Genomic DNA, 23,268 nt, shown 5'->3' on the forward strand with positions numbered 1-23,268 from the left:
CAAGACGACGCGGGGGCCTCTGTCCACTGAGGACTCAGTGCGCGCCGATCGGGCGCAGGTCCTTGTCGTGTTCGTCGGCGTGGTAGTCCTCGGGCTCGGTTTCGTCGGTGCCCGGGCTCCACTTCGCGGCCCGTGCGGTGACCGAGACCACCGCGGCCACCACGATGTTCGCGATCAGGGCCACGAAACCGGGGTAGATCTGGACGACCGCGAGGCCGGTGCCGCGGAACGGGTGCCAGCCGAAGATCGACAGGTTGCCCATCGCCAGCGCGGAACCGCCGAAGTGGAGTTTTCCGTTGGCCGGGTTGGGGATTCCGTAGAGCATGATCAGGCCCCAGCCCATGCCGACGATCCAGCCGGCGATGAGGCCCGCCTTGTGGAACCAGCGCGTGTACAGGGCGATCGCCACCGCGGGCAGGGTCTGCAGGATCAGCACGCCGCCGATGAGCTGCAGGTCGATGGAGAACTGCGGGTCGATCAGGATGATCACCAGCACCGCGCCCAGTTTGACCACCAGCGACGCCAGTTTCGCCTGCTTCGCCTCCTGTTTCGGGGTCGCGTCCTTGCGGATGTACTCCTTGTAGATGTTGCGCGTCCACAGGTTCGCCGCGGCGATCGACATGATCGCGGCGGGCACCAGTGCGCCGATGCCGATCGCGGCGAACGCGATGCCCGCGAACCAGTTCGTGAACTGCGAGTCGAACAGCAGCGGGACGATCGTGTTGCCGTCCGGCTTTCCGGTGGCGGCGTTCTTCAGCGGTTTGACGCCCGCCGAGATCGCGACATAACCGAGCAGCGCGAGCAGGCCCAGCACGAACGAGTAAGCCGGCAGCGCCACCATGTTCCGCTTGATCACGTTGCGGCCGCGCGAGGCGAGCACGCTCGTGAGCGAGTGCGGGTACAGGAAGAGCGCGAGTGCCGAACCCAGCGCCAGCGTCGCGTACTGCAGCTGGTTGCTCGAGGTCAGCAGGATCGAACCGGCCGGTTTGCCGGTGTTCGGGTTCGGTTTGGCGAGCGTCTGCTTGGCGGTGCTGAAGATGTGGTCCCAGCCGCCGAGCTTCGAGGGCAGGTAGATGACCGCCACGATGATCACGATGTAGATCAGGATGTCCTTGACGAACGCGATCAGCGCGGGCGCGCGCAGGCCCGACTGATACGTGTAGAGCGCCAGGATGACGAAGGCGACCAGCAGCGGCAGGTGCCCGACGATGCCGGAACCGTTGATGCCCATCGTGCGCAGCACCGCTTCGAGGCCGACCAGCTGCAACGCGATGTACGGCATGGTCGCGACGATGCCGGTGATCGCGACCAGCAGCGCCAGCGTCGGCGAACCGAAACGGCCGCGGACGAAGTCAGCCGGCGTCACGTAGCCGCGCGAACGGCTGACCGACCACATGCGCAGCGCGGGCAGCAGGACGATCGGGTAGACGACGATCGTGTAAGGCAGCGCGTACAGGCCGAGCGCACCGGCGCTGAACACGAGCGCGGGCACGGCGACGAAGGTGTACGCGGTGTAGAGGTCGCCGCCGAGCAGGAACCAGGTGATCCACGAACCGAACTTGCGGCCGCCGAGGCCCCATTCGTCGAGGTGGTCCAGGCTGCCGCCGGCCTTCCACCGCGAAGCGACGAAGCCGAGCACGGTGACGACGACGAACAGGAACGCGAAGACGATCAGTTCGACCCACTGAATGTTGCTCATCGGGCGTCCCCCTCGTCCAGGTCGTCGACGCTCAGCTGGTCCCGGCCGTCGCCCCGCGGCTTGTCCTTGGTGGCCAGGTAGACGATGCCGGTGCACAGCACTCCCAGCACGACGAACGCCAGCTGGAACCAGTAGAAGAACGGAAGGCCGAACAGCCGCGGCCCGTCGAAGTTGAACAGCGGCGTGACCAGGATCAGCAACGGGATCAGCAACAGCAGGTTCCAGGCACTGAACTGGAACCCGCGCACCCGACCGCCCGGTTTGGCAGTGGACATCGAACCTCACCTAACACTTACGTGACACGCGACCGCCTGACCCTAGACCGCGCTCATCCCGCCGTCATACGACTTCGATATCGATTCGATCAGCACTACGAACACGTTCCGGGGTGTGGACAACCTCGGGGACAACCCGCTCGCGGACCGTCCCGGCGAGCCGTTCGCTACCCCTATCGGCGGGATCGCGCGGCCCCGAATGCCCCAAGAAGTTGTGCTGACCGGCGGTTGTCCACGGGGTTCGGCAGCTTGTGCACAGAGTTATCCACAGGCAGTGGACAACTCTGTGGCTAAACTGAACGGCATGGTCCGCGTGCCCCTCACCGACGAAGAACGCTCCCGCGGCGAGCGGCTCGGCCTGGTGCTGCGCGCCGCCCGGGCCAGCCGGAGCATGGTCGACGTGGCCGCGGAAGCGGGCATTTCGGTCGAAACCCTGCGCAAAATCGAGACCGGCCGGATCCCGACGCCCGCGTTCTTCACCGTCGCGGCGATCGCCGACGCGGTGGGCATGCCGCTGGACCAGCTGCGGGTCGCGTGCGCTGGTGACGCGGCGGCGTTTTCGCAGGCCAGCTGACGTTTTCCGAGCCGATCGGGCAGTACCGCGGGGCGAATGAGGCAGAACGGTCGCATCCGGCCGCCCGGGGCAGGACCGGCAAGCAGTTCGGGCAACCACCGGTCGGATGCGGTGCCGGTGGACAAGTGTTCGGGCAATGGACTCCGTGCGCAGGGAGACCGCGGCACGAACCAGCGCGGCTACCTCCGGGGGGGCGGCTGTTCGGCGGCCAGCCGATCACCGTGGTGACGTCCGGGGCGTCGACGACCGGGACCACGACGTGCTCCGGCCTCGCCACCTTGCCGGACGACGGACCACGCGGCGGGTTCTTCGACGACGCCGGGGAAATCCCCTGGTGACGCCTCAGCGGCGCAGGTCGGCGAGCACCCGTTCCCGGTCGTTGAGGTAGCGGCAGTCGCGGACCGGCAGGTCGAACGAGTTCAGCAGCTTCTCGAAATCCGCGTACTCATCCGGGTTGAGCTGGATGCCGGTCACCTGGAAATGCGCGGCCATGGTGTCGGCCAGTTCCTCCCATTCGCCGGACCACTGCAGGTCGCGGTAGTGCTCGAGGTCCTCCGGCGGCATCCGGTGGGCGAGCAGGCGCAGGACGCTGTCGACGAAGTAGCTGATCCGGTTGCCCGCGCGGTCGTCGACGGTCGGGTTCGCCGGGTCTCGCGCGGCGTCCGGGTTCCGGACGACGCCGGGGCCGGGCAGCGGGTAGCTGGTGTGCACGAGACCGTCGCCGTTGACCAGGACGACCACGCGCACGCCGTACCGTTCGCCGACGCAGCGCCAGCGCCCGTTGTACTGCTGCCGCCGGGGTTCGCCCGGATCGTTGGCGACGTCCTTGACCACCGCGATGATCTGCTCGTCGCTCCATCCGGGCGGAAACTCGCACGTCGCCCTGCGTCCGATGCCGGAAGCGTGTCCACCGCCCACCTTCGGCTCCTCTCGTCGGCACGGAGCCTAACCCGGGTACGGCCGTTCAGCCGAGTTGTGCGAGCACCAGAATTCCGACCGCCAGCAGGTCCGGACCGCGGAACAGTTGCCGCATAAGGTTTGCTGGCATCGGGCCAGCGGGGGTGTCGACGAAACCCGCGCTGCTGTAATCGACCGGCTGACGCGTGACCGTGCGCAATACCGAGAGCACCGCCAGGGCAACGGTCACCCACGAGAGCGGCGAAAACGCGGTGCCCAAAGCCAAAAGCGCCACTGAGAGCAGAGCACACCAGACCAGGCCGACCGCGGTCAGCGCGACGCCGTGGGCGAGAACCAGCTCCCGCGACGACGAGCCCAGCCACCTTCGCCGTCCCGGATTGCGCCACAGCACGCCAAGACCGGCCCCGAAAGGAGTAAGCGCGAGGTACGCGCCGATCCCGACGAGCACCGGTCCGGGCAGAGTGGGAACGGCAACATGTCCGACGGCTACCGCGAAAGCCACTAACAAAAGCGCGCTCGCGTACCGGGAACGGCCGACGATCCCGAGCCACGCGAGCCGGAATGCCGTCGGGGAGCGCAACGACCACGAGCCCGCGGGCGCGGACTCCGGCAGCATCATCATCGGGTCGAGGAAGGTCACGGCCATCGCGCGCAGGACGCGTGCGTTCCAGCCGTCGAGCAAGACCGCACGGCCCGCACCGCTGACTGCTTCGCCGCCAAAAGCCAGCAGCAGACCGCATAACGCGAGCGCCGCGCCGACGTACTGCACCGTTATCGCGTCGAGGCGCGCCGCGGCGACCACGACGCCCGCCCCGGCGAGCAGCAGCGGTCCAGCGGCTTCGAACCGGAACGCCGTACGCCGCGCGGTAGTGAACGCGAGGATCATTGCCCCCGCGACAAGGGCCGCGGCGGCCCGCCACCAGTCGAGCGAACTGCCGCCGACCGCCAGCATCAGCGCGGCGAGATAGCCGAGCACCACCACGAATCCGGTGAGCACGCCGGCCAGCCGGGTCGCGACGACCCGACGGCGGTCCACCTGGGCGAAGTCCATCCAGGTCAGCTCGGCCGGTTCGGCCCAGACGAAACCGCGGCGCAGCAGGCTTCGCCAGCCCACCGCGGCGCACAACGCGACCAGGCCGAGCACCGCCGAGTAGTCCACTGCGGACGGTCCAAAGAGGACTCGATGCCAGGCGTCGGTACGGAAAAAGGCGGTGAACAGGAACCCGGCCCCGAAGATCAGCACGAACGTGGGGCTGTCGCCACTGAAAATGCCGCCGAACCGCTTGCGGCCGGGTACGCGCAACCGGGTCACCACAGTTCGAGCACGCTGTCCGCCGTGTCCAGCAACGGCTGATGGTGCGTGGCCACGACCACCGCCGCCCCCGCCGCGGTGGAGCGGCCGATCAGTTTGACCAGCCATTCCTTGCCCGCGGTGTCGAGCGCGCGTTCGGGCTCGTCCAGCAACAGCACGCGATGCGGCCGCGCCGTGACGCCCAACAGCAGCAACCGGCGACGCTGCCCGGCCGAGAAATGCCCGGCGGTGACGCGGGCGCGTTCGGCGAGACCCGCGTCCGCGAGCAATTCTTCGTAATCGCCGAGATCCTCGCCGAACGAGCTGAAAAGCAGCTCCAGATGCTGCAGCGGGGTGAGTTCGGCGAAGAAGTCGGAATCGTCGAAGAGCACAGACACCTTGCGACGGAAGGAAACGCTGCGTTCGTCCGGCTTCGCGCCGTCGATCAGCACTCGCCCGCGCTGCGGTTCCTGCATTCCGTACAGACACCGCAGCAGGGTGGATTTGCCGACCCCGTTCGGTCCGACGAGCACCGCGCATTCGCCCGGGTCGACTGAGAAATCGAGACCCTCCAGCAGCCACAGGTCACCGGCCTTCACGCCGAGCCCGCGCGCGTCGACTATCGGCGACACAGCAGTTCCACCACCGGGGCCAGCACTTCGAGATTCGGCTCGAGCACGGTGAAATAGCTGAAGCCGAACCGGGAGCGGTGCGCGACCAGCTGTTCGGCGATTTCCTCGACGGTGCCGACGAGCACCGTGGGAACCTCGGCCAGTTCGTCGAGCGTCAGCGAATCGCCCAGGCGGGCATGGATTTCCCGCAACGCGCCTTCGCGATCATCAGTGACCTGGACGAGTTGCACCAGCAGGTTGAATTCGGCGTCGCGGCCAGCGAGCCGTTCGTTGACAAATCTCGTGCGCTCTTCCACCGCGTCCGCCGTCGCGAGCATCAGCGGTGAACCGTCACGCACCTTTGCCATGCCGCTGAAGGCAATCGTCGCCGCGTGGTCGGCGGCGAGCGTAAGCAGCCGGTCGCCGCGACCGCCGATCATCAACGGGGGACCGCCGGACTGCGCGGGTTTCGGCGCGTATTCCGGATCCGCGTACAGCCGCTGGAGTTCTTTGATCGTGAGTTCGAGGTGCTCGACCCGCGCACCCGCGCTGGGAAACGGCATTCCGGCCGCTTCGAACTCCTCTTTGACATATCCGGCGCCCAGACCGAGTTCGAGCCGCCCGGACACGAATTGGTCCGTGCCCGCGACGTCGCGCGCGAGCAGCACCGGATTGTAGAACGGCGCGTTGAGCACGAAAGTGTTGAGCCGCACCCGTTCGGTGACCGCGCCGGCCAGCACGAGTGCGGGAAACGGCGGCGCGATGCCGAGATGGTCGGCCACGCTCAGCACGTCGTAACCGAGTTCCTCGACCCGGCGGCACTTCGCGACCCACTCGTCGCGCGAGCCCGGCCGCACCAGGTTCACGCCGAACCGGAAAGCCTTCTCCCCGTCAGAGACCATGCGGCCACGCTACCGCCCTCCCCAACGCCGTGAAGGACTCCTTGAGGGAATCTGATTCCCTCAAGGAGTCCTTCACGGACCTTGGCTAGGAAGCTCAGCCGAGGCGCTGGGCCAGCGCGTCCAGCTCGTCGCGCAGCGAGGACGGCACCTCGCCGATCTTCGCGAACCACTCCTCGATGAGCGGCAGCTCCGCGCGCCACTCCTCGTTGCGCACCTCGAGCGCGGCCTGGATGTCCTCGACCGGCTCGGAAAGGCCCTCGAGGTCGAGGTCCTCGGCGTTCGGCACGAAGCCGATCGGGGTCTCGACCGCGTTGCCCTTGCCCTCGACGCGCTCGAGCACCCACTTGAGCACGCGCGAGTTCTCGCTGAAGCCCGGCCACAGGAAGCGGCCGTCGTCGCCGCGGCGGAACCAGTTGACGTAGAAGATCTTCGGCAGCTTGTTCGCGTCGGCGTTCTTGCCCAGCTCCAGCCAGTGGTTGAAGTAGTCGCCGGCGTGGTAGCCGAGGAACGGCAGCATCGCCATCGGGTCGCGGCGCACGTTGCCGACCGCGCCGACCGCCGCGGCGGTGGTCTCCGACGACATGGTCGCGCCCATGAACACGCCGTGCTGCCAGTCGCGGGCCTGGTTCACCAGCGGCACCGTGGTCTTGCGCCGTCCGCCGAACAGGATCGCCGAGATCGGCACGCCCTTCGGGTCGTCCCACTCCGGCGCGAGGATCGGGCACTGCGACATCGGCACGCAGTAGCGCGAGTTCGGGTGGGCGGCCTTCTCCTCGGAGTCGGGCGTCCAGTCCTGGTGCTTCCACGAGGTGGCGTGCTCGGGCGTGTTCTCCATGCCCTCCCACCACACGTCGCCGTCGTCGGTGAGCGCCACGTTCGTGAAGACCGTGTTGCCCTTCTCGATCGTGCGCATGGCGTTCGGGTTCGTGTGGTTGTCGGTGCCCGGCGCGACGCCGAAGAAGCCGAACTCCGGGTTCACCGCGTACAGGCGGCCGTCCTCGCCGAAGCGCATCCACGCGATGTCGTCGCCGAGTGTCTCCGCGCGCCAGCCCGGGATGGTCGGCTGCAGCATGGCGAGGTTGGTCTTGCCGCAGGCGCTCGGGAACGCCGCCGCGACGTAGTGGACCTTGTTCTCGGGCGAGATCAGCTTGAGGATCAGCATGTGCTCGGCCAGCCAGCCCTCGTCACGGGCGATGACCGAGCCGATGCGCAGCGAGTAGCACTTCTTGCCCAGCAACGAGTTGCCGCCGTAGCCGGAGCCGTAGCTCCAGATGAGGCGCTCCTCCGGGAATTGCGAGATGTACTTGGTCTCGTTGCACGGCCAGGCGACGTCCTTCTCGCCCGGGGCCAGCGGCTTGCCGACCGAGTGCAGCGCGGGCACGAACTCGCGCTCCGAACCGTCCGGCGCGATGAACTTGTCCAGCGCGGCCTTGCCGGCGCGGGTCATCACGCGCATCGAGGCGACGACGTAGGCGAAGTCCGTGATTTCGATGCCCAGCTTCGGGTTTTCGTCGCCGAGCGGGCCCATGCAGAACGGGATGACGTACATCGTGCGGCCGGCCATGCAGCCGCGGTACAGCTCCGTCATCGTGGCCTTCATCTCGGCCGGGTCGACCCAGTTGTTCGTCGGGCCCGCGTCCTTCTCCTCCTTCGAGCAGATGAAGGTGCGGTCCTCGACCCGCGCGACGTCGCCGGGGTCCGAGGTGGCCCAGTAGGAGTTCGGCTTGGCGTCCAGCTTCACGAAGGTGCCGGCGTCGACCAGCTCCTGGTTGATCCGGGCGGCTTCCTCGTCAGACCCGTCGACCCACACCACGCGGTCCGGGGTGGTCAGCTCGGCGACCTCCCGGACCCAGGACAGCACGCCACTGTGCGTCGTCGGCGCGTTGTCCAGTCCGGGGATGGCGACTGCGGTCATCTCTACTCCTGACTTCCGACGACAAAAGAGCCCACACCGCGAACGACAGTGTTCTTGGTGCGGGCTTCGTTGCCGGCGACCGAATGGCTTCGCGCACCGGCGGAAGACCGGTGTGCGGGTTTTGGGATTCCCCGACTGTAGCCGGATGGACGGCAGGTAACCGAGAGCTGACCTGTCGGTTCTCTCACAAGAACGATAAGGGAATCGATTCAGTTTCACCGGAACGGGCCAGCGCCGAAAATCTTTCCGCGTGGCCCGCGTCGCATTCGTGCCCGATGCCGGGAGCGGGTCTGATCGGTCCTGATCTTCGCCGGACGCTGCCGGGCGCCGGTTCGCCGGACCGGCGCGGACGGGGTCGGGTTTTGGCGTCCCGGAGACGACGAAACGGGCCCGGCGCGCGGCCGGACCCGTTTTCGTGTGACGTCAGTTACCGGAAGCTCAGTTGGGGCTGATCCACTGCCCGGTTCCGCTGTCGATCTTGGCGACGCCGCTGAGCAGCTGCGCGCCCTCGCCGCCCCAGGCCGAATCGCTGCCGGGGTCGGCAGCCGCGTGGTTCGCGCCGCCGTCGGTCTCGGTCCACTGGCCGTGGCCGGTGTGCTCGAAGGTGTGGGTGGAACCGTCCGCGCCGACCTGCACCGCGACGTCGGCCTGGCCGTCGCCGTTGGTGTCGGTGAAGGCGATCGTGCCGCCGGACTTCGTCTCGACCACGGCGGTGTCGTTGTGTCCGTCGTGGTCGGTGTCGATGGTGGCGACCCCGGCGTCGACGTCGCCGTCCGGAAGGTCGGCGTGGATGTGCCCGGTGGTCGACGTGTCCGAGGTGTGCGTATCGGTGCCGTCGGAGCCGGACTGGCCGTGGCCGGATTCGACCCAGCTGCCGGTCTTCTCGTCGTAAACCGCCTGGTCCACGACGTGCCCGGACGCGTCGACCACGGCGTAGTGATCGGCGACCCCGTCGTGGTCGGTGTCTGCGAACACCTGCGCGGTGCCGTCGTCGTGCTCGACGACCGCGGTGTCGGCGACCCCGTCGTGGTCGGTGTCGTAGTTGACCTCGGCCTGGTACTCCTGGCCGTCGACGTGGACGGTCAAGGCCTCCGGGCCGGTCGCGTCGGTGCCGCCGCTCTCGTCGACCCACATGGGTTGGTCCCCCTTATTACGCCGGGTCTGCCGCTGGTTTCGCTCGGTATGACTCACGTTAGGCCGGTTCGGTTCCCGTCCACAAGCGGATCACCGCCCGCTCACGGCGAGAGGCTGACCGGAAGTCCGCGACCGGTGACGAAGACGCACCAACTGCCCGCGTCGTCGTGGGTCAGTCCCAGCCGGACCGTCGCCGGACCGTGCCCCGCCCTGCTGACCTGGACCTCGTAGTACGCCCAGTTGTACGGCGTGTCGAGTTTCTGGCCGAGCTGGATCTGGACCTCGTCCTTGGCGAAACCGTCTACTGCCTCCGTCGCCGGGAACTCGGTGGAGGGGTGACAGTTGACGTTCTGCAGGCCGATCGGGTCGCGCTTGGCGACCGCGTCGACGTAAGCCCTGGCGACGACGTCGGGGCCGCCTGCCGGACGGTGCACCTCGACGCTGTCGTCGGTCGCGATGGCGAAGATCGCGAACCCACCGCCGCCGAGCAGCACCACCACGCCGAGGCAGATGCCGACGATCAGCCCGACCCGGCGTTTCTTCGGCGGCGCGGGCGGCTGCCACTGCTGCGGCGGCGGACCGCCCCATTGCGGAGCCGGCGGCACTCCCCACTGCGGCGGCTGCGGTCCAGGCGGCTGAGGTCCAGGTCCGTACATCACCGGCTGATCATGCCCGATCGCGGACCGTGCGGATGCGGGAAAGCAAAGTCTCGGCCCGGGTGTGGCCCTCGGTCGCGTCCTTGAGGCGTTTCGAGACGATCGCGATCTTCTTCGCCCGCTCCTGCGCGCTCATCTTGATCGTCTGGTCCACCTCCTTCAGCTCCGCCTCGATCGCCTCGATGCGGCGGCCCAGCGCCTCGTCCAGAGCGAGCGACAGTTGCTGTTCGGCCTCGATGAGCTGTTCGGCGATCAGCTGGTCGAGCGTCGAGCGGGCGTCGGCGATCGCTTCGACCAGCCATTGCTTCAGGTGTTGTTTGTCCGACGCGTGTTTGCGAGTGCGCGCCATCCACCAGCCCGCGCCGAGGCCGATCACGATCGTCGCCGGGAGCACGACCGGGTTGAGGATCGCGACGCCGGCGAGTGGCAAAGCGGCGATCTTTCCGGCACCGACGCCACCGGAAATGCCCATGAACACCAGCAGTTTGTCTTCGGCCGTCGGCGGTTTCTTGTCCGGCGGCCGCAGCACGACCGGCGGGCCGCCGGCACGCGCGAACTGGGCGCGGATCACGTCGAGTTCTTCGGCGGAGAACAGCTCCGACAGCGCGGTGTTCGTGACCTGGTTCAGCCGTTGCGACAGCTGCATCGACACCCGTTGCGACGCGGTCTGCAGCGCGATGTCGACTTCCTGCGGCAGCGCGGCGAGTTCGTCGCGTTTGGCCGCGTCGATGCGCTGGCGGAAATGCGCCTGCGCCTCGCGCATTTCGCGGCTGCTCTCGTGGCCGACCTCGACTCGCGTGCGCTGGATTTCGCCGCGCAACCGCAACTGCCAGCCGCGGGTGGAGGTGCGGCGCTGGGACTGAAGATCGTCGCGGCGGGCGCGGAGTTGTTCGGCTTCCGCTTCCCCCGCCGACAAGGCCCGGCTTTCGGCTTGCAGCTTCGCCTTGATCCCGGCCAGCGCGCTCGACAGCGAGCGGAGCGTGTTGGCTTCCTTGAGCATCATCGACCGGCCGACCAGCAGTTCCTGCAGCGCGACCTGCACCGCCGCGATGCCGGACTTCTCCCGCAGCATGGCGGCGACCTGGTCGTTCGGCGCCTTCGCGGCCGTCTCGAACACGCGCGCCGACACCGGATGGAAGACCGCGTCGGCGAAGCGGGGCGCGTGTTCGGCGAGCAGCTGCCGGTCGGCGTCCAGGATCTCGCGCCAGCCGCGGAACGCGTCGGTTTTGGCCAGGACGAACACGACCGTCTCGACGCGGTCCGCGACCTCGCGCAGGAACTGCAGCTCGGTCGAGGTGAACGGGGCCGACGCGTCGACCACGAACACCAGCGCGGTCGCGCCCGCGGCGGCCTCCTTGGCCAGCTCGCCGTGCAGCGAATCGAGCCCGCCGACGCCGGGAGTGTCGACCAGGGTCAGCCGTTCCAGCAGCGGGACCGGACCGGAGACCTCGACGTAGCGCGGCGGCAGCTGGCCTGGCGGCAGTTCGTGCGCGGCGGACACCCAGTCGACCAGCTGCGTCAGGTCGAACGGCACCGACGCCAGCTGACCGGGGTAGCAGGCCTGCGCGCCCCACTGCTGCGCGTGCTCGAAAACGAGGTAGGTCGCGGTGGCCACGTCAGCGTCCACAGGGGACAGTCCCGGCGTCGCGAGCAGGGCGTTGACCAGCGAACTCTTCCCGCGGTTCGTTTCGCCGACGACCACCACGGACGGCTTTTCCGAACGAGCCTTGCGCTGGTCCTCGACCCACTTGGCGGCCTGCGGATCCGCCTCGCGGACGACGCCGAGCAGCTGTTCGCGCGCGGCCTGGACCTGAGCGGGAAGCGTCGGTGCGGTCACTGCGCCCGCTTCGCGTAGACGGTGACGATCGGCGCGCGCAGCAACCGGTCCTGGTCGGCGAACCCGACGACCTCGGTCTCCGCGACGACGCCTTCCAGCTCCGGATCGTCGGTGGGCACCGCGCCGCCCGCCTCGTGGCGGGCCGGGTCGAAGCGTTCGCCCTCGGCGCGCAGCGCGGTGACGCCGATGGCGGCGAGCCCGTGTTCGAGCCGTTCCACGACGCCGCTGCTGCGGGCGCGGTCCAGCGCGTACAGGCAGAGCTGGATGAGCGCCTGCCGGTCGGAAAGCGCGCGTTCGAGGTCACCCGGGGCAGCTACGAGGTCCACATCGGGATCCGACGCATCCGCCGCGGCGGCGGTTCCGTCCGCCTCGGCGATGATCCGCGCGAGAGCGTCCGCGCTGATCTCGCCGGTCGGCGCTTCGGCCGCGTCGCCGGCTTCCTCGTGGCCGAACCACGCCATCTAGACCCTCCCCTGGCCGTCCCCGTGATTCCACCAGTTTGCGATACCGCGCCGCGCGGCGGGGCCGGATCACTCAGACGGGCCGAGAATCCGCGTCAGCAGCTGCCGCAGCACCGCCTGCTCGTGCTCGACGTCCAGTTCGGGATCGAGGCTCGCGCGGGAAAGCAGCGCGTCGACCAGCGCGACGACCCAGTTGCCCGCGTCTCTCGGGGCCAGCATGGGGGAGAGGCGGCCGGTTCGGACGCCACGCTCGATCAAGCCCACGAGACCGGCGCGCATGAGGTCGTCGTTGCTGCGGATCAGCTCGGCGAACTCCGGATCGCGCGCGGCCTGCGCGGCCGCTTCGAGGATCAGCCGCACGACCCCGGGCAGCACGAGCGCCGCCGACATCCGTTCGACCACGGCGAGCACGCCTTCCCACGGGTCCGCCATTTCCACCGCGGCGGCGAGCAGTTCCTCGTTGTCGGCGGTGTCGGCCTCGAAAATGCCGACGAAGACCGCGCGCTTGCTGGGGAAGTAGTGGAACAGGCTGCCGGAGCTGATCCCGGCGGCACGGCAGATGTCCGCGGTGGAGGTCTTTTCGAACCCGTCGCGCGCGAAACAGACGGCTGCCGCGTCGAGAATCGCGCGTCGTTTCGCCGCGTGCTTCTCCGGGTCGACAGTCCTCGCCACGGGGACATCATCGCTCAGGCGGCGGTTCGTCGAGCCACGGGCGGCCGTGCGCGGCGAACGCTTCGGCCAGCTGCCGCCGGGGCAGATCGGTCTTCTCCCGGGCGATTTCCCGGTCGTTCTCGGCGAGCAGCACGAGTTTGCCGTCGTCGACGAACGCGGCGGTGAGCGGAGTGTCGATGCGCCGGCGGCGTTCGCGGCGCTCGAGCGTGACGCGGGTGGCGGACACCGTGACGATCAGCCGGTCCCACGCCCAGAACCAGGCGAACGCCAGCCCCAGCAGGAGACCGGCGACGACCGCGCCGATCAGCCGCCACGGCTGCGGGATCTGGTGCAACAGCCGGAACGGACCTTGCACCGGGAACCACGGCAGCGACGTGATCCAGTCGGCGATCGCTTGGCCGCCCCAGCCCAGCAGTGCCCCGGCGACCGGGCAGGCCAGCCAGGAGCCGCGGCGCAGCCACGCCGGTTCGTCGACCACTGTTTCCATGGGAGCAATATTAGACCGCGCACTCGGTTTATCAATGTCCGGCCTGGTCGAGCGCCCCAATGTGGCATTGGGTGCGTCAGATGCACCCAATGTGGCGTTCGGTGCGTCAGATGCACCCAATGCCACATTGGGGCTGTTTCAGGCCAGTTCGTGGATCAGCGAGCGCATGGCCTGGTCGAGCGCCGGAACGTCGGCGGCCAGCCGGGACGACACCAGCAGCTGGTGCTCCGCCGTCCGCAGCCACACCCGGCCGGCGACCGGGATCTCCAGCACCGACAGCCGGAACGGCCGGGCGCGCCGACCCAGTTCGACTTCGGTTTCGCGGACGAGACGGCCCAGGCGTTCCCCGGCGAGGATCTGGCGGCGGTGGAAGCCCGACGAAACCGGACGGCGGGCCATGGCGAAGTGTTCCGCGGCCGCCGGGGCGAAGTGCTGGGCCGCGCGGTCGATCGCCGAACCGTCGCCGGGAGCAGGGCTTTTCCGGCGGGTGCGCGCGGAACCTCGCTCGCGCAGGAAGGTCAGCAGGCCGTTCCACCACGGTTCCCACTGCGCCTGCACCGCCGCGCGGTCGAGGGCGGGCGGGACGTGCACCGGCACAGCGGGTTCCACCGGCGGCAGCAGCTGGCCGTCGGCGACCGAGAGCGCGAGCACGTCCCGGAGGAACAACGCCACGTCGACGTCGTGGTCGCTCCCCCAGTTCACCCGCCACGAGGTGGTGTCCTCCAGCCGCACGACATTCAGCCTACGCGTCGCGGCCGAGTTGTTTACTGTTCGCGAATCTGTTGCCAGATCAGGAAATAGGCGCGGTGCACGACGTGGGCCACGCGGCTTTGCGCCGGAGTCGCCCCGAAGGAGGCGAAAGAACGCCACCAGCCAGCGCGTTCCAGCGCGTGCGCGGCCAGCTCCGGACGCGAGGCGCCGGGAAGGCCGAGCTGTGCGCCAAGGTCGGCGTTGCTGCCGACCCGAAGCACCTCTTCCGCCAGGTCTTCCGGCATTTCGACGGCCCCCGAAGCGACGAGCGTCAACGCTTCCAGCAGCCGCAGCTGATGCGCTTCCGGGCGGGCCAGCAGCACCTCGATCGCGTCGTGCACCCGCTGCCGTTCGCCCGGGTCGCCGGACGCGTGCGCCAAAGCGGTCACTGACGCCAGCGCGGCCGCGGCCTTGATCCCGTCCGCGCGCGCGGCGAAGACGATCGAGAGCCGGCGGCGGACCGCTTCGAGTCCGGAGATGTCGAGAAGCTTGCGCCGCAACGCTCCCGCGGTGATCTCCGGTTCCGCGCGGATCGCGTCGACCGCGCAGCGGATTCCGAAGAGATCGAGCTTCTCCAGCAGCCGCAAGCGGATCCCGGCCGGGATGTCGCACTCCCAGCTGGTGAAGATGTCGGCCGCGATGAGCATGGTTTCGAGGACGTCGTCGTCGAGCGCGGCGAGCTGGCCGAGCGCCTCGGCGTCGGCGGAGGTGAACCCGCCGGACTCGGCCGATTCGGCGATCAGGCCGATCACCGGCAGCACGTCCGCGACGCGCGGCTTCAGCGTCGCGGCCTGCTTCTCGGCGAGCAATTGCGCGGCCGTCCAGACGTCTCCGCCGGAGCCTTCGACAGATTCCGCGACGATCGTGTCCGCCTTGTTCAGCACGGCGATCGCGTTGACCGGCCCCGCGTCCCGGCTCGCGGTCGCGGCGGTGAACGCGGCCAGCGCCTGCTGATCGTCCGCGCGCACGCCCTGGGTCACCACGTACAGCACGGCCTCCGCGCCCGCGACGGCGTTGCGCGAGGTGTCGTCGAGGTCGTCGGAACCCTCGTCCTGCTCGGCCGCGCCCAGCAGCTGCTCGGTCCGCGACACCGACGCGGCGTCCAGCGAGCCGAGACCGGGGGTGTCGATCACCGTCATGTCCTGCAGCACCGCGTTGGTGAGGTACGCCTCGAGGTGCGAGACCTCGGAGATGTCGACGCCCAGCTCAGCCGGGATCGACCCGTCCGCGGCGAACGGCAGCACCTGCTTGCGGCCGTCGAGGAACACCACCTCGACGCGGTCGACGGTGCCGTACTGGAATCGCGTGACCAGCCGCGTGCACTCGCCGACGTCGGTGGGCGCGACCCGCCGTCCGATCAGCGCGTTGACCAGCGTCGACTTGCCCGATTTGATCCGCCCGGCGACCGCGACCTGCAGCGGCGCGCCGAGCCGGCGCAGCACCTCGGCGAACCCGGCGGCGGTGCGCGGGGACACCTGGGACCGCAGCCGGTGGCACAGCTCCGCCACCGACGCGGACAGTGGGCCGGCGAGCCGTCCCCGTTCCGCCGCTGCCGTCACCGCCCCGGCCCCCTTCCGGCTCGTCCGCTCGCCCGTGCGGGAATCGTCGCATGCCGGTCATCCTCCGGTCGCACCGAAGGTGCTACCCGCGACCGACGCGGCTTCCGGCACCGCGACCTACTGTTGAGTCGTGCGACGGCTCAGCCTGTGGATGCGTGCCCACCCGATGGTGGGGGACTCGCTGCTGGCGCTGTTCCTCGCCGCGTTCGACATCCTGGTGTTCGCCACCGGCGGTCTCGACCCCGAAGTGCCCGGTCCGGAGTGGTACGTCGCCGTTCCGATCGACCTCGCCGTGGTCGCGCCGCTCGTGTTCCGGCGCAAACGACCGGTGCTCGCCGCGTACGTCGTGTACGTCATTTCGTTCGCGCACAGCGCGCTGGACCTCGGAGTTTCCGGGCTGGCCGCGCTCGCGATCAGCCTCTACTCGGTCCAGGTCTACGTCGGACGCAAGCAGGGACTGCTTTACGGCGGCGCGTTCGTCGTGGCCATGGCCGTCACCGCGATCGTCAAACCCGAGCCGTCGATGGCCGCGCAGCTGCTGTTCAGCGCCTTCACCATCGCCTTCTGCTGGCTGCTCGGCGAGTTCATGTACGCCCGCCGCGCCTACCAGCGCGAACTGGAGGCCCGGTTGCATCTGCTGGAAACCGAACGCGACCAGGCCGCGCGCATCGCGGTGGCCGAGGAGCGCGGCCGGATCGCCAGGGAACTGCACGACGTCGTGGCGCATTCGGTGAGCGTGATGGTCGTGCAGGCCGACGGCGCGGCGCTCGCCCTGAAATCCAATCCGGAGCTGGCCGGGCGCGCGCTGGGGACGATCTCCGAGACCGGCCGCGGCGCGCTCGGCGAACTGCGCCGGCTGCTGGACGTGCTGCGCAACGACCGCGGCGACGACGAACCGCGGGTGCCGCAGCCGGACGCGACCGCGCTGGGCGACCTCGCCGAGCGGATGCGCGCCGCGGGCGTTCCGGTCGACCTCGCCCTCGGCGACGGGCTCGACGAACTGCCCGCCGGGGTGTCGCTCGGGATCTACCGGATCGTCCAGGAATCGCTCACCAACACGCTCAAGCACGCCGGGGCCGGGGCGAGCGCCGCGGTGCGGGTGGAGCGGACCGGCGACCAGGTCGAGGTGCTCGTGCGCGACGACGGCGCGGGCCGGGCCCGGCGGCTCGAACAGGTCGGCGCGAACGGAGCGACGGCGATGGCGGGGTCGGCCGCGACAGCTCGGCAACCGGCGCCGCGGCTGTCGGTCGCGGGAGGAAACGGCCTGATCGGGATGCGCGAGCGGGCGCACGTGTACGGCGGGACACTGGAGGTGGGCCCCGCCGCGGGCGGTGGCTGGCAGGTGCGAGCGGTGCTGCCGGTTAGGTTGAACTCGTGATCCGAGTGGTGGTCGTCGACGACCAGGAACTGATGCGCGTCGGGTTCCGGATGGTGCTGGGCGCGCAGGCCGACATCGACGTGGTCGGGGAGGCGGGCGACGGCGCGCAAGCCGTGCGGATGGCCGCCGAACTGCGGCCCGACGTCGTGCTGATGGACGTCCGGATGCCGGTGCTCGACGGGGTCGAGGCGACCAAGCAGATCGTCGCGGCGGGCACCGCGCGGGTGCTCGTGATGACCACCTTCGACCTCGACGAGTACGTCTACGCGGCGCTGCAGGGCGGGGCGTCCGGCTTCCTGCTCAAGGACACCCAGCCCGACTACCTGGTGTCCGCGCTGCGTTCGGTCGCCGACGGCGACGCGGTGATGTCGCCCTCGGTCACGCGCAGGCTGCTCGACCGGTTCGTCGGCTCCGGCGGTTCGGAAATGCGCGATCCGGCCGAACTCGACGTGCTGACCGACCGCGAACGCGAAGTGCTCGTGCTGATCGCGAAAGGCATGTCGAACGTCGAGATCGCCGAGACGTTGTTCCTTTCCGAGGCGACGGTGAAAACGCACGTCGGGCGGATCCTGTCGAAACTCGACCTGCGCGACCGCGTACAGGCGGTCGTCCTCGCGTACGAAACCGGGCTCGCCCGGCCGGGGATCGGCTGAAGCGTCCGATTCGGACACTGTCCACACCGGACCCCGCCGCGGATTCCGCGGCGGGGTCCTTGGCGAATCGGGCAAAATTCAGGGTCGGCTCAGGGGCATCCCCCATCGCGCTCCACCCCTCGACACGATTGAGTACTACTCAGGTCGGGTAGCCGGTTCGATCCACAGGATGACGCGAAAACGGCGGCGCTGCGACAGGATGAATTCCGTCAGCACCGCCGTAGAGGGAGCAGGGGATGATCGAGGCAACAGGTCTCACCAAGCGTTACGGGAGCACGCTCGCGGTGAACAACCTGTCGTTCAGCGTGGCAGCGGGGAAAGTCACCGGATTCCTCGGCCCGAACGGCGCCGGCAAGTCCACGACCATGCGCATGATCCTCGGCCTGGACAACCCGACCGCGGGCCAGGTCCGGATCGGGGGGAAGCTCTACCACGAACTGAAGGAGCCGCTGCGCGCGGTCGGCGCGCTGCTCGACGCGAAATGGGTGCACCCCAACCGCTCGGCGCGATCGCACCTGCAGTGGATGGCCCGGTCCAACCGGATCCCGGCCGCGCGGGTGGACGAGGTGCTCGACACCGTCGGGCTCACCAGCGTCGCGGGAAAGCGGGCGGGCGGGTTCTCGCTCGGCATGTCGCAGCGGCTGGGCATCGCCGGCGCGCTGCTCGGCGACCCGGAGGTGCTGCTGTTCGACGAGCCGGTGAACGGCCTCGACCCGGAGGGCATCCTCTGGATCCGCAAGTTCATGCAGCGCCTCGCCGCCGAGGGCCGGACCGTGTTCGTGTCAAGCCACCTGCTTTCGGAAATGGCGCTCACCGCGACCGACCTCGTGGTCATCGGCAAGGGCCAGCTGATCGCCCAGTCCACCACTGAGGAATTCGTGGCGCGGGCCGCGGAAAACACCGTGAAGGTGCGTTCGCCGCAGCTTCCGGCGCTGCGTCAGCAGCTGATCTCCGCCAGCGCACAGGTCACCGACTCCGGCGACGCGCTCATCGTGTCCGGAATGGACAGTGCGAAGATCGGCGAGATCGCCGCCTCGGCGAACGTCGTGCTGCACGAGCTGAGCCCGCAGACCGGTTCGCTCGAACAAGCCTTCATGCAGATCACCGGCGACTCCGTCGAGTACCACACCGGGCTCGAGGCAGAGGCGCAGCAGGCCGCGGCCATCCGCTGACCACACTCTCGTTGGGAAGAGAAAACTCATGACTTTGCTCGCGGTCGAACGCATCAAGCTCTTCACCACCCGGTCGCCGTGGTGGTGCGCCCTCATCGCGCTCGCGCTCACCATCGGATTCGCCGGCCTCATGGCGGGCTCGCTCCCCAGCGGGGAGACGATCTCGGTCGCCAACACCCAGGCCGGGCACCAGTTCGGCATCGCGGTGATCATGGTGCTGGCGGCGCTGGCGGTGACCACCGAATACCGGTTCGGCACGATCCGCACCACGTTCCAGGCGGTTCCGCACCGCGGCAGCGTGCTCGTCGCGAAAGCCACCGTCGTCGCGCTGCTGTCGTTCGTGATCGGCGAGATCGGCGCCTTCGCCTCGTGGGGCCTCGGCTACGCCATCCGCCCCTCCGACTCGGTCGCGCTGAAGACCTCCGCGGACTGGATCAACGTCGCCGGTGTCGGCGTGGTGTTCGCCTTCGCCGCGGTCATCGCGGTCGCGGTCGGCACGCTGATCCGGCACAGCGCGGGCGCGCTCTCGCTGCTGCTGATCTACGTGCTGGCAGTGGAAAACCTCGTGCAGCTGATCCCGACGGTCGGCCAGAAGATCCACGAGTGGATGCCGTTCACCGTCGCGGAGCGCTTCCTCGGCGGCGTCCGTCAGGTGCCGGGCGCGCCGGAGGCGGCACTGTCGCAGTGGGGCTCGCTGGCCTACTTCGCCGGGGTGGCCGTGGTGCTGCTGGCCATCGCGATCGGCGTCGCGAAGAAGCGCGACGCGTAAAGACCCACAGGGAACGTTCGGACGAGTCAGGCGGGGGCCGGCGGAGCCGAACAAGGGGAAAAAGGGGAAAAGGGGAACAAGATCCGGGTCGCCATTCGGGGGGCGGCCCGGATCTTTCCGTTTCGGTAGAGTTCGGGTCCACGAGAAGGGGGACGGCGTGCTCGAAGCGACTGGACTCACCAAGTCCTACGGCGACACCGTCGCGGTGCGAGACCTGACATTCACCGCGCGAGCCGGTCGCGTCACCGGGTTCCTCGGCCCGAACGGGGCGGGCAAATCCACCACGATGCGGTTGCTGCTCGGGCTCGACGCGCCCACCGCGGGCACCGCGCACATCGAGGGCAAGCCGTACCGGCAGCTGACCGATCCGCTGCGCACGGTCGGCGCGCTGCTCGACGCGACGTGGCGGCATCCGGGCCGCTCCGCCCGCCAGCACCTGCGGTTCCTCGCCGCGACGAACGGGCTGCCGGACCGGCGGGCCGACGAGGTGCTGGAGCTCGTCGGGCTCTCCGCGGTGGCCCGCAAGCGCGCGGGCACGTTCTCGCTCGGCATGCTGCAGCGGCTCGGCATCGCGAGCGCGCTGCTCGGCGACCCGCGCGTGCTGCTGTTCGACGAACCGGTGAACGGCCTCGACCCGGAGGGCGTGCACTGGGTGCGCCAGCTGCTGCACGGGCTCGCCGCGGAAGGCCGCACGGTGTTCGTGTCGAGCCATCTGCTGCCGGAGATGGAGCAGACCGCGCAGGACCTCGTGGTGATCGGCCGCGGCCAGCTCATCTACCAGGGCACGATGGCCGATTTCGTGGCCCGCGCCGGATCGCGCGGGGTCCGGGTGCGCACGCCGCACGCCGACGCGCTGCGCACCGCGCTCACCGAAGCGCGCGCGGTTTTCACCGAGGATTCCGGTGCGTTCCTGGTGTCCGAAATGGACAGTGACGCGATCGGCGAACTCGCTTTCGCCGCGCGCGCCACGCTGCACGAGCTGAGCCCGCTGGCCGGTTCGCTCGAGCACGCCTACCTCGAATTGACAGGTCAGGCAGGCGAATTCACCAGTGGAGGTGCGCGGTGAATCTGCTGCGGGCGGAACGGATCAAGCTTTTCAGCACGCGCGCGCCGTGGTGGTGCGCGCTCATCGCGGTGGCCGCGCCGATCGGGTTCACCGCGTTGTTCCTCGGGCTTTCCGGGGCCGAAATCACCGCGGACGTGAGCAATACTCAGCTTGCCACCGGCACCGGCCGCACGGTCGCGCTGGTGCTCGCGGTGCTCGCCGCGACGGCCGACTTCAACTGGGGCACGCTCCGGCTCACCTTCCAGGCGGTGCCGACGCGGACGCCGGTGCTGCTCGCCAAGGGCGCCGTGGTGTGCGCGGTGTGCGCGGTGCTCGGTCTGCTCGCCGGCGTCGGCTCGTGGGGCATGGCGCATCTCGTGCGGCCGGACGCCGACCTCGGTCTGCACTCCGGGGCGGACTGGCGCACCGTGTTCGGCCAGACCCTGACCTTCGCGCTGGCCGGGCTGCTCGGCGTCGGCGTCGGCCTGCTGCTGCGCAGTTCCGCGCTGACGCTGGCGATCGTGCTCGTGTGGACCCAGCTGGTCGAGGGCCTGGTGCTGCTGATTCCCAAGATCGGCAGCGATCTCTACCAGTGGATGCCGTTCTACGCGGCGTCGCAGTTCGCCGGTGGCGATTTCACCAGGACGACGCTGAAACTGTCGCCGCCTTTCGGGCCGTGGGGTTATCTCGCGTATTTCGCGGCGATCAGCGCGGTGTTGTTCGCGGCGGGCGTGGCCACCGCGAATCGGCGCGACGCCTGACCTGCACGTGCACATTCCCGATTGCGCGGGAAGCATTCGGATTAAATTCACGTAAACCGGTGTGGCTTCTCTCACAGCGAGCGGACATACTGTCGGAAACCGACGGATATTCGAAGTGCCCCGTCTCAGCTCTCCGGAGGTGAACCGTGACGGTGGACGTTGATCAGATACTCGTTTCCCGCGACGCGGCGGTACCGACCCCCCGGCTCGAGCCGATGCTGGACCTCGAATGGTCCCAGGCGATCGAACTGCCCCGGTTCGCGCTGCCCGCGACCCGGCCCGCCGAACTGCGCCAGGCGTGGGTGCATCGCGCCCCCGAGGACGCGGTGCTCGGGCTGTATCGCCGGGCGAGCGGGTCCGACGACACGCTGCCCGCGCCGTGGTGGCTGCGCGCGGTCGCGAGCGGGCGGCTCGAATCGCGCGAACTCGGCTTCCGCATCGAGGACCGGGTGGCGCAACTGCTCGGCAAGCGGATGGGCTGGGAGTTCGTCCCGTGGGCGGCCGACGGCGAATCCGGGTACTGGGAGTTCATGCCGTCCGAACGCGGCAAGTCCGGCCATTCCATCCCGACGACCGTGCTGAACACCGACCGGCACGACGGCTGGATCGACGTGCTGCCCGCGCATTCCGCCCAGGCCCCGGAGCCGGTGGCGGTCGCCGGGCTCGCCGGACTGCGCTCCCGGCTCGGGGAGTTCGAAGCGGTCCGCTGACGCGCCCGTATGTTGTCCGGGTGGAAAACGAGGACCAGCCACGGCTGCGCAGCGTGGTCAGTTACGTCAAACGCGGCGGACGGATGACCGTCGGCCAGCAGCGAGCCTGGGAAGAACACTGGCCGCGGCTCGGCCGGACGGTGTCGGAACTGCCTGCCGGACCGGTCGACTTCACGGAGTGGTTCGGCCGCGAAGCGCCGGTGATGCTGGAGATCGGCTCCGGCATGGGCGAGACGACGTCGCAGCTGGCCGCCGCCGCGCCGGAGCTGAACTACGTGGCCGTCGAGGTGTACGACCCCGGGCTAGGACAGCTGATGCTGCGCGCGGAGAAGCTCGGGGTAACGAACCTGCGCCTGATGCACGGCGACGCGGTGGTCCTGCTGACGTCACACGTCGAGCCCGGTTCGCTGTCCGGCGTGCGGCTGTTCTTCCCGGACCCGTGGCCGAAGAAGCGCCACCACAAACGCCGGATCGTGCAGCCGGAATTCGTGGCACTGATCGCCTCGCGGCTCGCCCCCGGCGGGACGTTCCACATGGCGACCGACTGGGAGCACTACGCCGAGCAGATGCTCGAGGTGTGCTCGGCAGAACCCGCACTGCGCAACCGCTACGCCGACGAACCGGGCGGCTGGGCCCCGCGCCCCGAGTGGCGGCCGGTGACGAAGTTCGAACAGCGAGCGGACCGAGAAGGCCGGGTCTCGCACGATTTGATCTTCGAAAAGCACTGATCCCAAGTCAGCCTCACACGCCGAGGACCGGCCCCTTCAGCCGACCGCGACCTGGAGCCGACTGCGGTTGAAGCGCCCCAATGTGGCATTGGGTGCATCCCACGCACCGAACGCCACATTGGGTGCACCAGACGCACCCAATGCCACATTGGGGCGCAAGCCCCCGCCCACACACACCGCAGCCGATGCACCCAACGCGGGGCGCCCACACCTCCCCCACCCCCGATACGAAGCCAAAAACACGGCGCTGGGGTGCTTGTCAAGGCATCTTTCCCGCCTTGACAAGCACCCCAGCGCCGTAGTCACACTAA

Annotated in this window: 24 protein-coding genes; 9 read left to right on the forward strand and 15 right to left on the reverse strand. The window is 69.2% G+C overall.

Going from position 1 to position 23,268, the window contains the following annotated elements:
• Nucleotides 1–34 precede the first annotated feature (34 nt).
• Together mctP and CU254_RS38695 are read right to left on the reverse strand one after the other, a co-directional pair.
• A complete protein-coding gene (gene mctP / locus CU254_RS38690; protein WP_009085146.1) occupies nt 35–1,699 on the reverse strand; it encodes a monocarboxylate uptake permease MctP in 1,665 nt (554 codons plus the stop codon).
• Nucleotides 1,696–1,974 (reverse strand): DUF3311 domain-containing protein, encoded by a 279-nt coding sequence (locus CU254_RS38695; RefSeq protein ID WP_009085148.1) that lies wholly within the window; start codon nt 1,972–1,974, stop codon nt 1,696–1,698. Before CU254_RS38695 ends, mctP begins: the two co-directional genes overlap by 4 nt.
• 304 nt (nt 1,975–2,278) lie before the next feature.
• Here CU254_RS38695 and CU254_RS38700 point away from each other — a divergent pair, with 304 nt between their 5' ends.
• The gene (locus tag CU254_RS38700) at nt 2,279–2,548 is read left to right on the forward strand and encodes a helix-turn-helix domain-containing protein (RefSeq protein ID WP_009085150.1); all 270 of its coding nucleotides are present in this window, start codon (nt 2,279–2,281) and stop codon (nt 2,546–2,548) included.
• A 342-nt stretch (nt 2,549–2,890) separates the two neighbouring features.
• Here the strand turns inward: CU254_RS38700 and CU254_RS38710 are convergent, their stop codons facing one another.
• The 13 genes from CU254_RS38710 to CU254_RS38770 form a co-directional block, all read right to left on the reverse strand.
• Nucleotides 2,891–3,466: an EndoU domain-containing protein gene (locus CU254_RS38710; RefSeq protein ID WP_009085152.1), complete on the reverse strand. Its 576-nt coding sequence runs from the start codon at nt 3,464–3,466 to the stop codon at nt 2,891–2,893.
• A 46-nt stretch (nt 3,467–3,512) separates the two neighbouring features.
• Complete coding sequence (locus CU254_RS38715; RefSeq protein WP_009085154.1) at nt 3,513–4,781, reverse strand: DUF6297 family protein; 1,269 nt, start codon at nt 4,779–4,781, stop codon at nt 3,513–3,515.
• Complete coding sequence (locus tag CU254_RS38720) at nt 4,775–5,380, reverse strand: ABC transporter ATP-binding protein (RefSeq protein WP_037718667.1); 606 nt, start codon at nt 5,378–5,380, stop codon at nt 4,775–4,777. Before CU254_RS38720 ends, CU254_RS38715 begins: the two co-directional genes overlap by 7 nt.
• Nucleotides 5,377–6,270, reverse strand: coding sequence for an LLM class F420-dependent oxidoreductase (locus CU254_RS38725; protein ID WP_009085158.1), 894 nt, complete (start codon nt 6,268–6,270; stop codon nt 5,377–5,379). The genes CU254_RS38720 and CU254_RS38725 overlap by 4 nt, the downstream gene beginning before the upstream one ends.
• Before the next feature lie 94 nt (nt 6,271–6,364).
• Nucleotides 6,365–8,185, reverse strand: coding sequence for a phosphoenolpyruvate carboxykinase (GTP) (locus CU254_RS38730; protein WP_009085159.1), 1,821 nt, complete (start codon nt 8,183–8,185; stop codon nt 6,365–6,367).
• 438 nt (nt 8,186–8,623) lie between these two features.
• Nucleotides 8,624–9,319: a DUF6802 family protein gene (locus CU254_RS38735; protein WP_037716261.1), complete on the reverse strand. Its 696-nt coding sequence runs from the start codon at nt 9,317–9,319 to the stop codon at nt 8,624–8,626.
• A 101-nt stretch (nt 9,320–9,420) separates the two neighbouring features.
• The gene (locus CU254_RS38740; protein ID WP_009085163.1) at nt 9,421–9,978 is read right to left on the reverse strand and encodes a hypothetical protein; all 558 of its coding nucleotides are present in this window, start codon (nt 9,976–9,978) and stop codon (nt 9,421–9,423) included.
• 7 nt (nt 9,979–9,985) lie between these two features.
• A complete protein-coding gene (locus CU254_RS38745; protein WP_009085165.1) occupies nt 9,986–11,812 on the reverse strand; it encodes a dynamin family protein in 1,827 nt (608 codons plus the stop codon).
• The gene (grpE, locus tag CU254_RS38750; RefSeq protein ID WP_009085166.1) at nt 11,809–12,273 is read right to left on the reverse strand and encodes a nucleotide exchange factor GrpE; all 465 of its coding nucleotides are present in this window, start codon (nt 12,271–12,273) and stop codon (nt 11,809–11,811) included. Before grpE ends, CU254_RS38745 begins: the two co-directional genes overlap by 4 nt.
• 69 nt (nt 12,274–12,342) lie before the next feature.
• The gene (locus CU254_RS38755) at nt 12,343–12,945 is read right to left on the reverse strand and encodes a TetR/AcrR family transcriptional regulator (RefSeq protein WP_009085168.1); all 603 of its coding nucleotides are present in this window, start codon (nt 12,943–12,945) and stop codon (nt 12,343–12,345) included.
• 7 nt (nt 12,946–12,952) lie between these two features.
• Nucleotides 12,953–13,432: a hypothetical protein gene (locus CU254_RS38760; RefSeq protein WP_037716266.1), complete on the reverse strand. Its 480-nt coding sequence runs from the start codon at nt 13,430–13,432 to the stop codon at nt 12,953–12,955.
• Between the two features lie 138 nt (nt 13,433–13,570).
• Entirely contained in the window at nt 13,571–14,164 is a 594-nt protein-coding gene (locus tag CU254_RS38765) for a hypothetical protein (RefSeq protein ID WP_009085172.1), read from the reverse strand.
• A 32-nt stretch (nt 14,165–14,196) separates the two neighbouring features.
• Entirely contained in the window at nt 14,197–15,741 is a 1,545-nt protein-coding gene (locus tag CU254_RS38770; protein ID WP_009085174.1) for a dynamin family protein, read from the reverse strand.
• A gap of 166 nt (nt 15,742–15,907) precedes the next feature.
• On the opposite strand from CU254_RS38770, the gene CU254_RS38775 reads away from it, so the two are divergent.
• From CU254_RS38775 to trmB, 8 genes are all read left to right on the forward strand, one after another.
• The gene (locus tag CU254_RS38775; protein ID WP_037716268.1) at nt 15,908–17,119 is read left to right on the forward strand and encodes a sensor histidine kinase; all 1,212 of its coding nucleotides are present in this window, start codon (nt 15,908–15,910) and stop codon (nt 17,117–17,119) included.
• Nucleotides 17,116–17,772 carry a response regulator transcription factor gene (locus CU254_RS38780; protein WP_009085178.1) on the forward strand — a complete coding sequence of 219 codons (657 nt, stop codon included), beginning with the start codon at nt 17,116–17,118 and terminating at the stop codon, nt 17,770–17,772. The genes CU254_RS38775 and CU254_RS38780 overlap by 4 nt, the downstream gene beginning before the upstream one ends.
• 236 nt (nt 17,773–18,008) lie before the next feature.
• Entirely contained in the window at nt 18,009–18,944 is a 936-nt protein-coding gene (locus CU254_RS38785) for an ABC transporter ATP-binding protein (protein WP_009085180.1), read from the forward strand.
• A 28-nt stretch (nt 18,945–18,972) separates the two neighbouring features.
• On the forward strand, nt 18,973–19,713 hold the full coding sequence (locus tag CU254_RS38790; RefSeq protein ID WP_009085183.1) for an ABC transporter permease: 741 nt from the start codon (nt 18,973–18,975) through the stop codon (nt 19,711–19,713).
• Nucleotides 19,714–19,870: 157 nt separating this feature from the next.
• Entirely contained in the window at nt 19,871–20,779 is a 909-nt protein-coding gene (locus CU254_RS38795; protein ID WP_009085185.1) for an ABC transporter ATP-binding protein, read from the forward strand.
• A complete protein-coding gene (locus tag CU254_RS38800; protein ID WP_009085187.1) occupies nt 20,776–21,519 on the forward strand; it encodes an ABC transporter permease in 744 nt (247 codons plus the stop codon). The genes CU254_RS38795 and CU254_RS38800 overlap by 4 nt, the downstream gene beginning before the upstream one ends.
• A 215-nt stretch (nt 21,520–21,734) precedes the next feature.
• On the forward strand, nt 21,735–22,229 hold the full coding sequence (locus tag CU254_RS38805) for a hypothetical protein (RefSeq protein WP_234392905.1): 495 nt from the start codon (nt 21,735–21,737) through the stop codon (nt 22,227–22,229).
• A gap of 20 nt (nt 22,230–22,249) precedes the next feature.
• Nucleotides 22,250–22,957, forward strand: coding sequence for a tRNA (guanosine(46)-N7)-methyltransferase TrmB (gene trmB, locus CU254_RS38810; RefSeq protein WP_009085192.1), 708 nt, complete (start codon nt 22,250–22,252; stop codon nt 22,955–22,957).
• Nucleotides 22,958–23,268 lie beyond the last annotated feature (311 nt).

The organism is Amycolatopsis sp. AA4 (genome assembly GCF_002796545.1).
Classification (GTDB): domain Bacteria; phylum Actinomycetota; class Actinomycetes; order Mycobacteriales; family Pseudonocardiaceae; genus Amycolatopsis.